This is a genomic window from Roseateles sp. L2-2, assembly GCF_050613215.1.
Lineage (GTDB): Bacteria > Pseudomonadota > Gammaproteobacteria > Burkholderiales > Burkholderiaceae_C > Roseateles > Roseateles noduli.
The window spans coordinates 2,169,206-2,183,245 of sequence record NZ_CP192509.1; the positions used below are offsets into that span (position 1 = coordinate 2,169,206).

Genomic DNA, 14,040 nt, shown 5'->3' on the forward strand with positions numbered 1-14,040 from the left:
TCCACCCTCAACCTCCCAATCATCGGATGAACGACATGCAAAGCAGTGAGATCGCGCGCGGGCGCAACGTGGTGGTGGTCGGCACCCAATGGGGTGACGAAGGCAAGGGCAAGGTCGTCGACTGGCTGACGCCGCACGCCCAAGGCGTGGTGCGTTTCCAGGGCGGCCACAACGCCGGCCACACGCTGGTCATCAAGGGCGTGAAGACGGCCCTGCAGCTGATCCCGTCGGGCATCATGCGCGACGGCGTCGCCTGCTACATCGGCAACGGCGTGGTGCTGGACCCGACCCATCTGCTGTCGGAGATCGAGCGCCTGGAGAAGGCCGGCGTGGAAGTGCGTTCGCGCCTGTACATCAGCGAGTCCTGCCCGCTGATCATGCCTTTCCACGTCGAGGTCGACCGCGCCCGCGAAGCGCTGCGCGAAAGCAGCGGCAGCGGCAAGATCGGCACGACCGGCAAGGGCATCGGCCCGGCTTATGAAGACAAGGTCGCCCGCCGCGCGCTGCGCGTGCAGGACCTGAAGCATCCGGACCGCTTCGCGAAGAAGCTCAAGGAGCTGATCGACCTGCACAACGCGGCGCTGACCGGCTACCTGAATTCGAAGGCGCTGGAGTTCCAGCCGATCTTCGACCACGCGATGTCGCTGGCCGACCAGATCAAGCCGATGATGGCCGACGTCGGCTACATGCTGCACAAGGCGCATCAGGCGGGCCAGAACATCCTGTTCGAAGGCGCGCAGGGCACGCTGCTGGACATCGACCACGGCACCTACCCGTACGTGACGTCGAGCAACTGCGTGGCCGGCAATGCCGCCGCGGGCGCCGGCGTGGGTCCGCAGATGCTGCATTACATGCTGGGCATCACGAAGGCGTACGCGACGCGCGTGGGATCGGGTCCGTTCCCGACGGAGCTGGACTGGGAAACCCCGGGCACCGTGGGCCACCACCTGTCGACGGTCGGCCAGGAGCGCGGCACCGTCACCGGCCGCGCCCGCCGCTGCGGCTGGATCGACGCCGCCGCGCTGAAGCGCTCGATCATCATCAACGGCATCACCGGCCTGTGCCTGACCAAGCTGGACGTGCTGGACGGCCTGGCCGAGATCAACATCTGCGTGGGCTACGAGCTCGACGGCAAGCAGATCGACATCCTGCCGCTGGACGCGGACGAGATCGTCGCCTGCAAGCCGGTCTACGAAGTCTTCCCCGGCTGGACCGAATCGACCTTCGGCATCACCGAGTGGGACCGCCTGCCGGCCAACGCGCGCTCGTACCTGAAGCGCGTGGAGGAAGTGATCGGTGCGCCGATCGCCATGGTGTCCACCGGTCCCGACCGCGAGCACACCATCCTGCTGCAGCATCCGTTCCAGGGCTGAGCGACCGCTCGCGCCCTGTCGCCTTTCCCGTCTTATCCAGACCTGACCCCATCCATCGCTGAGGAGCCTCCCCCATGTTGACCGACGACGGCAAACATCTGTACGTGTCGTGGGATGAATACCACCTGTTGATCGAACGCCTGGCGCTGAAGGTGCATGCCTCCGGTTGGGAGTTCGACCAGATCCTGTGCCTGGCCCGCGGCGGGATGCGTCCCGGCGACGTGCTGTCGCGCGTGTTCGACAAGCCGCTGGGCATCATGTCGACGAGCTCGTACCGCGCGGAAGCAGGCACGATCCAGGGGCGTCTGGACATCGCCAAGTACATCACCATGCCCAAGGGCGAGCTTGCCGGGCGCGTGCTGCTGGTGGACGATCTGGCGGATTCGGGCGTGACGCTGAAGGCCGTGGTGGAACGGCTGCGCGGCATGCCGTCGATCAGCGAGCTGCGCTCGGCCGTGATCTGGACGAAGAGTGTTTCGGAATACACCCCGGACTACTACGTCGAGATGCTGGAAACCAGCCCGTGGATCCATCAGCCGTTCGAGGACTACGATTCGCTGCGGCCCGATGCGCTGGCGAAGAAGTTCGCGATCTGATGCACGAAGGGCTGACAACTGTCAGCCCTTTTTTCTTGTTGGCGTCGCGAGTCTCGCTGTCGAGTCCTCGACTGGGCGCCAATGAGAAAAGCCGGCAAAGAAAAAGCCGGCGCATGGCCGGCTTTTCGAATTTGGTGCCCAGGAGAGGACTCGAACCTCCACGGAGTTACCCGCTAGTACCTGAAACTAGTGCGTCTACCAATTCCGCCACCTGGGCAAGGTCAGAAGCCTGCTTCTCGCGAAACCCAGCTCAAGTCACTTCTTGAAGTATTCTTGAGCCCTGGTTTCTCGGAACACAGAAATGCTTCTGCGTTTCAGGAAAGACAAGGATTCTACTATCAAAAACTTCAAGAATGCAAGCCCCGCGGGCGCTCACAACGCGCCGTCGATGGGGGAGATCGAAGGCACGGTGCAGGGTCACCGCGACGGGCACGGTTTCCTGATGCCCGACGATGGTCAACCGGACGTTTATCTGTCCTCGCAGGAGATGCACGCCGTCATGCACGGCGACCGCCTGCGGGTGCGCATCGTGCGCCACGACAAGCGCAACCGTCCTGAAGGTCGCGTGCTCGAGATCCTCGAACGCCGCAAGAAGCCGATCATCGGCCGCCTGCTGCTCGAGTCCGGCATCTGGCTCGTCGCCCCTGAAGACAAGCGCTACGGCCAGGACATCCTGGTCCCGAAGAACGCGATCGCCAACGCGACCGCGGGCCAGATCGTGGCCGTCGAACTCACCGAACCGCCGTCGCTGTATTCGCAGCCGGTCGGTCGCGTGACCGAGGTGCTGGGCGAGATCGACGACCCCGGCATGGAGATCGAGATCGCCGTGCGCAAGTACGAGGTGCCGCACGCCTTCAGCGCCGACACGCTGGCGCAGGCCGCGAAGCTGCCCGACAAGGTCCGCGCGGTCGACATGAAGCATCGCATCGACCTGCGCGACGTGGCGCTGGTGACGATCGACGGCGAGGACGCCCGCGACTTCGACGACGCCGTCTATTGCGAACCGCACAAGCAGGGCCGGGGCAAGACCGCGTTCCAGGGCTGGCGCCTGCTGGTCGCGATCGCCGACGTCAGTCACTACGTGAAGCCGGGCGAGTCGCTCGATCGCGACGCCTACGAGCGCGCGACCTCGGTCTACTTCCCCAGACGCGTCATCCCGATGCTGCCGGAGAAGCTGTCCAACGGCCTGTGCTCGCTGAACCCGGAGCAGGACCGCCTGTCCATGGTCTGCGACATGCTGGTCAGCGAGACCGGCGAGGTCCATGCCTACCAGTTCTATCCGGCGGTCATCAATTCGCATGCGCGCTTCACCTACACGGAAGTGGCGGCCATCCTCGGCAACACGCATGGCCCCGAGGCGCACAAGCGCAAGACGCTGGTGCCGCACCTGCTGCATCTGCACGAGGTCTACCGCGCGCTGCTGTCGCAACGCGGCAAGCGCGGCGCGATCGACTTCGAGACCACCGAGACCCAGATCGTCTGCGACGACAACGGCCGCATCGAGAAGATCGTGCCGCGCACCCGCAACGAGGCGCACCGCCTGATCGAGGAGGCGATGCTCGCGGCCAACGTCTGCGCGGCGGACTTCATCGCGGGCGGCAAGCACGCGTCGCTGTACCGTGTCCACGAGGGCCCGACGCCCGAGAAGCGCGGCACGCTGCAGGCCTACCTGCGTGCGCTGGGCATCGGCATGGGCATCAGCGACGATCCGTCGCCGGGCGAGTTCCAGGCGATCGCGCAGGCCACCAAGGACCGGCCCGACGCGCAGCAGATCCACACCATGCTGCTTCGCTCGATGCAGCAGGCGATCTACACGCCGGCGAATGCGGGGCACTTCGGCCTCGCGTACCAGGCGTACACGCACTTCACGAGCCCGATCCGGCGTTATCCGGACCTGCTGGTGCACCGCGTGATCAAGGCGCTGCTCGCGACGAAGAAGTACGCGCTCGATGCGCACAAGATGACCGCCGCGAACCCGATGCCCAAGCGGCCGGGCAAGCCGGCGTCGAAGGCGCCGAGTCCGGCGTCGGCGTCGACCGAGGCCGAACGCTGGGAAGTCGTCGGCGCGCATTGCAGCGCCAACGAGCGTCGCGCCGACGAAGCTTCGCGCGATGTCGAGGCCTGGCTGAAGTGCCGCTTCATGCGCGACCACCTGGGCGAGGAATTCGCCGGCACGGTGAGCGCGGTGACGAGCTTCGGCCTGTTCGTGCAGCTCGACGCGCTGTATGTCGAGGGCCTGATCCACATCACCGAGCTGGGCGGCGAGTACTTCCGTTTCGACGAAGTCCGCCAGGAGCTCCGCGGCGAGCGCACCGGCATCCGCTACGCCACCGGCGCGCGCGTGCAGGTGCAGGTGAGCCGCGTCGACCTGGACGGTCGCAAGATCGATTTCCGGATGGTGCGCGAAGGCGAGGAACAGCGCCTGCTGCGCGGCGGTGGTCATCGCGACAAGTTCGGCGACCGGCGCGGCGGTGACGGCAAGGGGCCCGCGAGGAAGCAGGACAAGCGCGCCGAGCAGCGCGCGCGCCGCGAGGCCGCGGCTGCCCCGGCAGCGACGGTCGAACCGATGCCGCAACCGCAGCCCGATCCGCCGACGGCGGTGGATGCGCTCGAACGCATCGAGCAGGCCGACCGCGTGCTGAAGGCCGAGCGCCGCAAGTCGGAGCGCGCGACGAAGGGCGCTTCCACGCACCCGGTCAAGGCGGTCAAGCGCACGGCGCGCAGCGCGACGAAGTCCGTCGCGGCGAAGGGCAGCGGCGCGCCCGCGGCCAAGACGACGCGGCGCAAGCGCGGCGCCTGAAGAGCGTCGCCTGAAGGGGTGGCTCAGGCCGAAGGGGCGTGCAGCGCTGCCATCGCGTCGATCAGATCGGCGGCGAGCAGCGGGCCGGCATGCCCTTCGGCGGCTGTGCCGTGCCAGGCCACGGCCGAACAGGCGAGGTCATGCGGCGCGATGCCGGGCGACTGCGCCCAGAGCCCGCCGATCCAGCCGGCTAACACATCGCCCGTGCCCGCGGTCGCGAGCGCCGACGAGCCGGTGCTGTTGATCGACAGGCGCCGCTTGGGTGTCACCACGATGCTGCCGGACCCCTTGAGCACGACCGTCGCTCCAAAGCGCATGGCGAGTTGCGTTGCCGCATCCAGTCGATCGGCCTGCACCGCCGCTGCGGAGGGCAGGCCGAGGAGCCGCGCCGCTTCCAGCGGGTGAGGCGTGAGGATCGTCGGCCAGCCGTGCGCGACGCGACGCCGCAGTGCCTGCTGCAACGACTCGTCGGCGGCGACGAGGTTCAGCGCGTCGGCATCGAGCACGACGCGCGTCGCGCCGTGCAGTACCGTGGACAGCGCCGACGCGATGGCCGTGCCGCCGCCGCATCCGCAGACCGCGACGATGTCCCGCCAGGTATCGCTCGAAGCGCTCCAGCGCGCGGCATCCCAATGCATCAGCTCCGGTCGGGCCGGCCATGGCTGCCCATCGTCGTCGGGCAGCGCCGCGTACACGCGACCCGCGCCGGCAGCCAGTGCTGCCGTGGCGGCCAGCCACGCGGCGCCGCGCATCGTCGGCGCGCCGCCGAGGACGACGACGTCGCCGTTGCGGCCCTTGTGGCTCGATGCCGAGCGTGCGAATGCGCTTTGCCAGCGCGCGATGCGGCCGGCGCCGAAGAGCAATCCAGCGCTGCCGTCGGCACCGACGTCGTGGCCGCCATCGATGACGTTCCGGACGTCTCTGTCGTCATTGGTGCTGTTGATCGATTCGCCGAGATCCTCGAACCAGACGCGACCGGACAGCGCCCGACCTTCCCCGGTGAACAGCCCGGTTTTCAGCGTCAGGAAGGTCAGCGTGTGATGGGCGCGGACGACGTCGGCACCCAGCGGTTGACCGGTGCGCACGTCGAGGCCGCTGGGGACGTCGACGGCCAGCACGGTGGCGCCGGCATCGTGCAGCATGTCGATGGTCTGGATGGCTGACGCGAATGCGCCTTCCGGTGCCCGGCTGGCGCCGAGGCCGAGCAGGGCGTCGATGACGAGGTCGGTCCGTCGGGGTACCTGCTGCGCATCGGCATGCAGGCGCAGGCCGGCTTGTCGGGCGGCGCCGAGCGCATGTGCGGCATCGCTGCCGGCCTTGGGCTCGGGGCCGACAAGGAGCACGTGGACGGACCATCCGCGAGCCGCCAGGTGGCGGGCGGCGATGAGGCCGTCGCCGCCGTTGTTGCCGGGACCGGCGACCACCACGGCGTTCTGGCCGAAAGGCTTGAGCGCGACCGCGAGTCGCGCCACCGCCAGTCCGGCGCGCTCGATGAGTGTGTGCGGCGGATGCAGCGACAGCGCCGCGGACTCGATGCGCCGGCTCGACGGCGCGTCATGCAGGGATTGATCGTGGGATGTGGGGAGCACCGGCAGCATGTCGCCGACTCTATCCCCGTCCCGGTTCGCTCAGGTCACCTGAGCCGTCCCGGCTCCAGCAGCGCGGCGTCGATGCCGGGATCCTTCTTCGCGAGTCGCGCCGCGAGCAGTTGCGCCGCGGCGCCGGCCATCGTCCAGCCGTGTTCGCCATGACCGATGTTCAGCCACACGCCCGGCAGGCCGGATTCGCCGATCAGCGGCAGCTCATCGGGCAGCAGCAGGCGCGAGGTCTTCCAGCGCTGCTGGCCGCCGGCGAGCAGGGCCCCCGGGAACCAGTCGTGCGCCGCCTGATGCAGCGTGCCCATCGACTGGCCGTCCGGCTGCGACGACGAGCCGCCCAGTTCGTTCGCGCCGCCGACACGCACGCGCTGGCCGAGTCTCGTGAGGCTGACGCCCAGGCTCATGTCGATGACGGTGGCGCGAGGACCCAGGTCCGGATGTGCTTCGAGCATTCGAAGCGGCGCCGTCAGCGTGTGCGTGTGGACGGTGCCCCACGGCAGCTTCAGCCCCTGCGCGGCGAGCAGCGAGGCGGCGCCCTTGCCGGCGCAGACGAGCACCGCGTCGACGCGCAGCGGCTCGCGGGCCGCCACGTGCACGGCCGGCTGGCTGCCGGGCTCGATGCGCAGCACGTCGGTGTTGAAGTTCCATTGCACGCCGAGCCGCTGCGCCTCCAGCTTCAGCGCCTGGCTGAACTGGCGCGCGTTGGCTGCTTCGTCCTGCGACAGCAGGATGCCGCCGTGCAGTCCGGTCTCCGCATTGATCCCGGGTTCCTGCGCGCGGCAGCCGTCGGCGTCGAGCTCGCGATGCGGCACCTGCCGCTCCTGCAGCCGGGCCAGCAGCGGCGCCGCCGCCTTGTAGTCCTTGGCGGTCCGCCACAGCAGCAGCACGCCGGCTTCGCGCTCGACCTCCATCTTCAGCTCGCGCCGCCACACCGCCATCACGGCCTGGCCGCGTTGCGCCAGCGCATGCAGCGTTTCCGGCATCGCCTGCGCGCCGCGGGCGCGACCGGCGCGCCAATGCGCGAACTTCCAGCCGAGCTGCCCCGGCTTGCCGCGCCATGTCAGCGGCATGTCCGGCCGCGCGGCCATCAGGCCCGGCGCGATCAGCCCCGGCGGCGCGAAGCTTGCGCCCGTGGCCACGCTGGTGTCGCGTTCGAAGACATGGACCTCGTGGCCCTGCAGCGCGAGTTCGTAGGCGCTGGTGACGCCGGCCAGGCCGGCTCCGATGATGGCGACCCGCATGTCAGCGGATCTCCGCGGCGGCGGCCAGTGCGGTCTCGACGCGCGACGCGGCGCTCAGCACCGCACGATCCTGCATGGCAGGCGCCCACAGCATCAGGCCGACCGGCAGCTCGCCGGGGCGCTCGCACGGGATCGAGATCGCGCAGCCGTCGAGCAGGTTCACGACGGCGGTGTTGCGCAGCAGGCGCGCGTTGGTGGCGAAAAACAGGACGTCGCTGGACAGCAAGGGAGCGATCTCCGGGGCTTGGAGGGGAACGGTGGGGCTGAGGAAGGCGTCGATGCCGGACATCGCCGCCGTCATGTCGGCGATCCAGCGGCGGCGGGCATCGAGCAGCGCTTCATAGGCAGCGGGAAGGATCGCTTCGCCGCGGCGGATGCGCATCGCGACGCGCGGGTCGTAGCGGTCGCCGCGTTCGGCAAGGCGCGCATGGTGCCATGCCCAGGCCTCAGCGGCGGTGATGCCGCCCTGCGTTTGCAGTTCCGCCACACGGGGCAGGGCGGGCAGCGCGCGCTCCTCGATGCGGGCGCCGGCGGCGCGCAGCGTCGTGAGCGCGCGTTCGAACGCGGCGGCCACGGCGGGATCGAGGTCGTCCTGCATGAAGGTCGGCGTGATCGCGAAGCGCCACGCCGACAAGGGGCGGTCGTCCAGCTCGACCGGAGCGCCGCTCAGCACCCCGTGCAGCAGCGCCGCGTCCCGCACCGAGCGCGTGATCGCGCCGGCCGTGTCCAGCGAGGGCGCCAGCGGCACGCAGCCGTCGAGCGGCACCCGCCGCGCCGTGCTCTTGAAGCCGACCAGACCCTGCAGCCCGGCGGGGATGCGCAACGAGCCGCCGGTGTCCGAGCCGAGCGCCGCCCAGGCGGCGCCAGTCGCGACGCTGACCGCGCCGCCGGAGGTCGATCCGCCGGGAATGCGGTCCAGGCCATCGATGGCGCGTGTCACCGGATTCCGGGGCGTGCCGTGATGCGGATTGATGCCGACGCCCGAGAAGGCGAATTCGCTGAGGTTCGTATGGCCGATCAGCGCGGCGCCAGCGGCGCGCAGCCGCGCGACGGCGGGCGCGTCGCGCTCGGCGGACGGCGCGTCGTCCATTGCGGCGGAGGCGGCGGTCGTCGGGTGTCCGGCGACGTCGAACAGGTCCTTGACGGATACCGCCAGGCCGCCGAGCGATGGACGGGGTCCACCGCGTGCCGCCGCGTCATCCGAGGCCTCGGCGGCCGCGCGGGCGTCTTCATCGAAACGGCGCAGGAAGACGTGCTCGCACGCCGCGTCGTCGGCCCGAGCGAGGCTGTCGGACAGCAGGGTGCGCGCCGATTGCCGGCCCAGGCGCAGAGAGGCGAGCGCCTCGGTCAGGTCGATCGACATGCAAAAACGGGTTATACTCGTTGGGTTTTTCCCGGATAAGCCAGCCGTTGGGGCTGGAGTCCGGTGGAGAACGCGGTGGATGAATGGGTTGAACGGTTCAAGCTGTCCATCCATCGCAAATTCGCGAGTCCGGCTAATCGAGGTGTTGCAACGTCTTTCAGACGTCGCAATTCGTGCCGGATTCTAGAACCAACCTTCGGAGTTACTTATGTCCGTCACGATGCGTGAGATGCTGGAAGCCGGCGTCCATTTCGGTCACCAAACCCGCTTCTGGAATCCCAAGATGGCCCCGTATATCTACGGCCATCGCAACAAGATCCACATCATCAACCTCGAGAAGACGCTGCCCGCGTTCGAGGAAGCCCTGAAGTTCGTGCGCCAGCTGGCTGCCAAGCGCGGCACGATCCTGATGGTCGGCACCAAGCGCCAGGCTCGCGACATCGTCGCCGCCGAAGCTGAGCGCGCCGGCGTCCCGAGCGTCAACCAGCGTTGGCTGGGCGGCACGCTGACCAACTTCAAGACGGTCAAGACCTCGCTGAAGCGCCTCAAGGACATGCAGGCCCAGATCGACGCCGGCACCCAGCCCGCGATCAAGAAGGAAGCCCTGATGTTCGCCCGCGACATCAACAAGCTCGAGAAGAACATCGGCGGCATCCAGGACATGGCCGCGCTGCCGGACGCCCTGTTCGTCATCGACGTCGGCTACCACAAGATCGCCATCCTGGAAGCCAAGAAGCTGGGCATCCCGGTCATCGGCGTCGTGGACACCAACCACTCGCCGGTCGGCATCGACTACGTCATCCCCGGCAACGACGACTCGGCCAAGGCTGTCGCCCTGTACGCCAAGGCGGTTGCCGACGCCGTGCTGGAAGGCCGCGCCAACGCGTCGAACGAAGTCGTCACGGCCGTCGCCGCTGAAGGCGACGAATTCGTCGAAGTGAACGAAGGCGCCTGATCCAGGCCCTGACCCGCGACGGGTTCTGACAAGGGGGCTGATTCAGCCCCCTTCGTCCAAGTAAAGTCCAAGCAGATTCAGAATTTCAGCGGTGCCGGAGCGTTCCGGGCCGCGACACACGGAGATTGAAATGGCAGCAATTACCGCAAGCATGGTCGCCGAGCTGCGCGCCCGCACCGACGCCCCGATGATGGAGTGCAAGAAGGCGCTGACCGAGGCCGAAGGCGACATGAGCCGCGCCGAGGAAATCCTGCGCGTCAAGCTGGGCAACAAGGCCGGCAAGGCCGCCTCGCGGATCACCGCTGAAGGCGTCGTCGCCACGGCCGTGAAGGGCACCGTCGGCGCGATCGTCGAAGTGAACTGCGAGACCGACTTCGTCTCCAAGAACGACGCCTTCCTGGCCTTCGTCAACGCCGTCGCCGGCCTGATCGCCGACAACAACCCGGCCGACGTCGCCGCCCTGTCCGCCCTGCCGCTGTCGCAGGAAGGCTTCGGCCCGACCGTCGAGGACGTGCGCGCCGGCCTGATCGGCAAGATCGGCGAGAACATGACGATCCGCCGCTTCAAGCGCTACGAAGGCACCAAGCTGGCCTCGTACCTGCACGGCACCCGCATCGGCGTGATGGTCGAGTTCGACGGCGACGAAGTCGCCGCCAAGGACGTCGCCATGCACGTCGCCGCGATGAAGCCGGCCGCGCTGTCGTCCGCCGAAGTCCCGGCCGAGCTGGTCGAGAAGGAACGCAAGATCGCCGCCGAGAAGGCCGCCGAGTCCGGTAAGCCGGCCGAGATCGTCGCCAAGATGGTCGAAGGCTCGGTGCAGAAGTTCCTGAAGGAAGTCTCGCTGCAGGACCAGGTCTTCGTGAAGGCCGCCGACGGCAAGCAGACCGTCGCGCAGATGCTCAAGGACAAGGCCACCACGGTCAAGTCGTTCACCCTGTACGTGGTGGGCGAGGGCATCGAGAAGAAGGTCGACGACTTCGCCGCCGAAGTGGCCGCCCAGGTGGCGGCTGCGAGCAAGCAGCAATAAGCGTCGCGACTCAAAAAGGGCGCCTCTGGCGCCCTTTACACTTGTGCGCTCGCGCATGCAGGCGCACGCACGACACTCCCTCCATCGGCTGTATTGACGAGGTAACAATGCCCGCCCACAAACGCATCCTGCTCAAGCTTTCCGGTGAAGCCCTGATGGGCGACGACTCCTACGGCATCAACCGCGCCACCATCGTGCGCATGGTCCAAGAGATCCAGGAAGTGACGAAGCTCGGCGTCGAGGTCGCGGTCGTCATCGGCGGCGGCAACATCTTCCGCGGCGTGGCGGGCGGCGCGGTCGGCATGGACCGCGCCACGGCCGACTACATGGGCATGCTGGCCACGGTGATGAACTCGCTGGCCCTGGCCGACACGATGCGCCAGGAAGGCATGACCGCGCGCGTCATGTCCGCCATCGCGATCGAGCAGGTCGTCGAGCCCTATGTGCGCCCCAAGGCGCTGCAGTACCTGGAAGAGGGCAAGGTCGTCGTCTTCGCCGCCGGCACGGGCAACCCCTTCTTCACGACCGACACGGCCGCCGCGCTGCGCGGCGCCGAGATCGGCGCCGAGATCGTGCTGAAGGCGACCAAGGTCGACGGCGTCTACACCGCCGACCCCAAGAAGGACCCGACGGCCACGCGCTACTCGCGCATCAGCTTCGACGAGGCCATCGGCAAGAACCTGCAGGTCCTGGACGCGACCGCGTTCGCGCTGTGCCGCGACCAGAAGCTCCCCATCAAGGTGTTCTCGATCTTCAAGCCGGGCGCGCTCAAGCGCGTCGTGATGGGCGAGGACGAGGGCACGCTGGTGCACGTCTGACCGGTGCACGTCTGAACGGGCTGGCGCGTTAGAGACCCCGCCACCCCCTGATCGAGGAAGAGAACATGAGCATCGCCGACATCAAGAAGAACGTCGAAGCCAAGATGGCCAAGTCCGTCGAGGCGTTCAAGAACGAGCTGCAGAAGATCCGCACCGGCCGCGCCCACCCGGGCCTGCTGGACCAGGTGCACGTGGACTACTACGGCTCCATGGTTCCCATCTCCCAGGTCGCCAACGTGACCCTGCTGGACGCCCGCACGGTCAGCGTGCAGCCCTGGGAAAAGGGCATGAGCCAGAAGATCGAGAAGGCCATCCGCGAATCGGACCTGGGCCTGAACCCGTCGTCCATGGGTGACCTGATCCGCGTGCCGATGCCGCCGCTGTCGGAAGAGCGCCGCCGCGACCTGGTCAAGGTCTCCAAGGGCGCCGCCGAGGACGCCAAGGTGGCGGTGCGCAACCTGCGCCGCGACGCCAACGAACAGGCGAAGAAGATGGCCAAGGACAAGGTCATCACCGAGGACGACGAGCGTCGCAGCCAGGACGAAGTCCAGAAGCTGACGGACCGCGTGGTTTCGGACATCGACAAGCTGCTCTCGGCCAAGGAAGCCGAGATCATGGCCGTCTGATCGTCGCGTCCTCGTGAGCGCCGACAGCAAGGCGGGAGTGCCCCGCCATGTGGCCATCGTCATGGATGGCAACGGTCGTTGGGCGAAGAAGCGCTTCCTCCCGCGTTTCTTCGGCCACAAGCAGGGCGTGGACGCCCTGGTGCGGGTGGTCCAGGCCTGCATCGATCGCGAGATCGAGTACCTCACCGTCTTCGCCTTCTCCAGCGAGAACTGGAAGCGTCCGAGCGACGAGGTGTCCGGCCTGATGGGCCTGGTGCTGGCGGCGGTGTCGCGCTACCTGGCCCGCATGGGCGCGATGGGCGTGCGCATCCGCATCGTCGGCGATCGCGAAGCGGTGTCCGACAAGTTGCGCGCCGCCTGGGCCGAGGCCGAGGGCTCCACCGCCCACAATTCCAAGCTGACGCTGAACGTCGCGTTCAACTACGGCGGCCGCTGGGACATCGTCCAGGCCTGCCGCAAGGCGATGGAAGCGGGCGTGCCGCCTGCCGAGCTGACCGAGGCCAAGCTGTCCGAGTTCATGGCGATGAGCTATGCGCCGGATCCGGACCTCTTCATCCGCACCGGCGGCGAACTGCGCATCAGCAACTTCATGCTGTGGCAGACCGCGTACACCGAGTTCGTGTTCTCCGACTGCCTGTGGCCCGAGTTCGGCGAGGCGCAACTGGACGAGGCCATCGCCGCGTTCCGGGCGCGCGACCGCCGCTTCGGCGGGGTCAACGTTCCGGGCGTCGCCCAGGAGGCTTGAGATGCTGCTTCAGCGCGTGATCACGGCCCTGGTGCTGTTGGCGATCCTGCTGCCGGCGCTGTTCGCGTCCGACCCGATCTGGTTCGGACTGCTCACGCTGGTGATGATCGCGGCGGCCGGGTGGGAGTGGTCGCGACTGAACGGCAAGCCCGGTGCGCCGGCGCTCGCGTTCGGCGCGCTGCTCGCGGCCACCTGCGCGGCGACCTTCTACGCCGTCGGCTTCAACGTGCCGTCGTGGTGCTGGTGGCTGGCCGGCGGCATCTGGGTGCTCGGCGGCGTGCGCGCGCTCGCGGCCGGTGTCGCCGGATGGCCCAAGCTGTCGCCGGTGCTGAGACTGGTGCTCGGCGCGGTGCTGCTGTGGGCCGCCTGGCTGGCGCTCATCGTCGCGCGCCAGCGCGGCATCAACTTCCTGCTGTCGGCGATGTGCCTGGTCTGGATGGCCGACATCGCCGCGTACTTCTCCGGCAAGGCCTTCGGCAAACGCAAGCTGGCGCCGGCGATCAGCCCGGGCAAGAGCTGGGAAGGCGCGATCGGCGGCCTGGTCGGCGTGATCGTGCTGGGCTTCGTCTGGGTCCACGTGATCGACGTGCGCGTGCCCGTCGATTCACCCTCGATGTACACCGTGCTGGTGAAGCGCATCGGCATCGTGTCGGTGCTGGCGCTGGTCTTCCTGTCGGCGATGAGCGTCGTCGGCGATCTCTTCGAATCCCTGGTCAAGCGCGCCGCCGGCGCCAAGGACAGCAGCCAGCTGCTGCCCGGTCACGGCGGCGTCCTCGACCGCGTCGACGCGCTGCTGCCGGTGCTGCCGCTGGCGTTGGCGCTGACCTCGCTCTGACCTTTCCCTCTGATTCCCTCCCTCCGATCCTTCCCACGATCCCCGGGACCGCCGCGAGACCTC

Annotated in this window: 12 protein-coding genes and 1 tRNA gene; 9 read left to right on the top strand and 4 right to left on the bottom strand. The window is 68.2% G+C overall.

From position 1 onward, the window contains the following. The first annotated feature begins 35 nt into the window (after positions 1-35). The gene (locus ACQZ13_RS09830; protein ID WP_431051436.1) at positions 36-1,373 is read left to right on the top strand and encodes an adenylosuccinate synthase; all 1,338 of its coding nucleotides are present in this window, start codon (positions 36-38) and stop codon (positions 1,371-1,373) included. A gap of 74 nt (positions 1,374-1,447) precedes the next feature. Beyond that, a complete protein-coding gene (locus tag ACQZ13_RS09835) occupies positions 1,448-1,969 on the top strand; it encodes a phosphoribosyltransferase (RefSeq protein ID WP_088403590.1) in 522 nt (173 codons plus the stop codon). 132 nt (positions 1,970-2,101) lie between these two features. Here the strand turns inward: ACQZ13_RS09835 and ACQZ13_RS09840 are convergent. Further along, positions 2,102-2,186: transfer RNA gene (locus ACQZ13_RS09840), tRNA-Leu, on the bottom strand. A gap of 171 nt (positions 2,187-2,357) precedes the next feature. On the opposite strand from ACQZ13_RS09840, the gene rnr reads away from it, so the two are divergent. Next, positions 2,358-4,769, top strand: a complete 2,412-nt coding sequence (gene rnr, locus ACQZ13_RS09845; protein WP_431051439.1) for a ribonuclease R — start codon at positions 2,358-2,360, stop codon at positions 4,767-4,769. 23 nt (positions 4,770-4,792) lie between these two features. Here rnr and ACQZ13_RS09850 read toward each other — a convergent pair whose 3' ends face one another. Genes ACQZ13_RS09850 through ACQZ13_RS09860 form a run of 3 tightly spaced genes read right to left on the bottom strand, consistent with a single transcriptional unit; the run spans position 4,793 to position 8,971 of the window. Next, entirely contained in the window at positions 4,793-6,367 is a 1,575-nt protein-coding gene (locus ACQZ13_RS09850; RefSeq protein ID WP_431051441.1) for an NAD(P)H-hydrate dehydratase, read from the bottom strand. Between the two features lie 35 nt (positions 6,368-6,402). Next, positions 6,403-7,608: an FAD-dependent oxidoreductase gene (locus tag ACQZ13_RS09855; protein WP_431051443.1), complete on the bottom strand. Its 1,206-nt coding sequence runs from the start codon at positions 7,606-7,608 to the stop codon at positions 6,403-6,405. Between the two features lies 1 nt (position 7,609). Then, positions 7,610-8,971 (bottom strand): amidase, encoded by a 1,362-nt coding sequence (locus tag ACQZ13_RS09860; RefSeq protein WP_431051445.1) that lies wholly within the window; start codon positions 8,969-8,971, stop codon positions 7,610-7,612. A 208-nt stretch (positions 8,972-9,179) separates the two neighbouring features. On the opposite strand from ACQZ13_RS09860, the gene rpsB reads away from it, so the two are divergent. The 6 genes from rpsB to ACQZ13_RS09890 all read left to right on the top strand — a co-directional run bounded on the left by rpsB (position 9,180) and on the right by ACQZ13_RS09890 (position 13,977). After that, positions 9,180-9,926, top strand: a complete 747-nt coding sequence (rpsB, locus tag ACQZ13_RS09865) for a 30S ribosomal protein S2 (RefSeq protein ID WP_431051447.1) — start codon at positions 9,180-9,182, stop codon at positions 9,924-9,926. A gap of 130 nt (positions 9,927-10,056) precedes the next feature. Beyond that, complete coding sequence (tsf, locus tag ACQZ13_RS09870; RefSeq protein WP_431051449.1) at positions 10,057-10,953, top strand: translation elongation factor Ts; 897 nt, start codon at positions 10,057-10,059, stop codon at positions 10,951-10,953. Between the two features lie 107 nt (positions 10,954-11,060). Then, positions 11,061-11,771: a UMP kinase gene (pyrH, locus tag ACQZ13_RS09875; protein WP_088403597.1), complete on the top strand. Its 711-nt coding sequence runs from the start codon at positions 11,061-11,063 to the stop codon at positions 11,769-11,771. A 65-nt stretch (positions 11,772-11,836) separates the two neighbouring features. Beyond that, positions 11,837-12,397 carry a ribosome recycling factor gene (frr, locus tag ACQZ13_RS09880; protein WP_421037958.1) on the top strand — a complete coding sequence of 187 codons (561 nt, stop codon included), beginning with the start codon at positions 11,837-11,839 and terminating at the stop codon, positions 12,395-12,397. Between the two features lie 13 nt (positions 12,398-12,410). Continuing rightward, the gene (gene uppS / locus ACQZ13_RS09885) at positions 12,411-13,142 is read left to right on the top strand and encodes a polyprenyl diphosphate synthase (protein ID WP_431051451.1); all 732 of its coding nucleotides are present in this window, start codon (positions 12,411-12,413) and stop codon (positions 13,140-13,142) included. A 1-nt stretch (position 13,143) separates the two neighbouring features. Further along, positions 13,144-13,977, top strand: coding sequence for a phosphatidate cytidylyltransferase (locus tag ACQZ13_RS09890; protein ID WP_431051453.1), 834 nt, complete (start codon positions 13,144-13,146; stop codon positions 13,975-13,977). The last annotated feature ends 63 nt before the right edge of the window (positions 13,978-14,040 follow it).

What these genes read in the sequence shown, in the direction of transcription:
- ACQZ13_RS09830 (WP_431051436.1), top strand. Translation starts at nt 36, where the DNA reads ATGCAAAGCAGTGAGATCGCGCGCGGGCGCAACGTGGTGGTGGTCGGC.
- ACQZ13_RS09835 (WP_088403590.1), top strand. Translation starts at nt 1,448, where the DNA reads ATGTTGACCGACGACGGCAAACATCTGTACGTGTCGTGGGATGAATAC.
- rnr (WP_431051439.1), top strand. Translation starts at nt 2,358, where the DNA reads ATGGGGGAGATCGAAGGCACGGTGCAGGGTCACCGCGACGGGCACGGT.
- ACQZ13_RS09850 (WP_431051441.1), bottom strand. Translation starts at nt 6,367, where the DNA reads ATGCTGCCGGTGCTCCCCACATCCCACGATCAATCCCTGCATGACGCG.
- ACQZ13_RS09855 (WP_431051443.1), bottom strand. Translation starts at nt 7,608, where the DNA reads ATGCGGGTCGCCATCATCGGAGCCGGCCTGGCCGGCGTCACCAGCGCC.
- ACQZ13_RS09860 (WP_431051445.1), bottom strand. Translation starts at nt 8,971, where the DNA reads ATGTCGATCGACCTGACCGAGGCGCTCGCCTCTCTGCGCCTGGGCCGG.
- rpsB (WP_431051447.1), top strand. Translation starts at nt 9,180, where the DNA reads ATGTCCGTCACGATGCGTGAGATGCTGGAAGCCGGCGTCCATTTCGGT.
- tsf (WP_431051449.1), top strand. Translation starts at nt 10,057, where the DNA reads ATGGCAGCAATTACCGCAAGCATGGTCGCCGAGCTGCGCGCCCGCACC.
- pyrH (WP_088403597.1), top strand. Translation starts at nt 11,061, where the DNA reads ATGCCCGCCCACAAACGCATCCTGCTCAAGCTTTCCGGTGAAGCCCTG.
- frr (WP_421037958.1), top strand. Translation starts at nt 11,837, where the DNA reads ATGAGCATCGCCGACATCAAGAAGAACGTCGAAGCCAAGATGGCCAAG.
- ACQZ13_RS09890 (WP_431051453.1), top strand. Translation starts at nt 13,144, where the DNA reads ATGCTGCTTCAGCGCGTGATCACGGCCCTGGTGCTGTTGGCGATCCTG.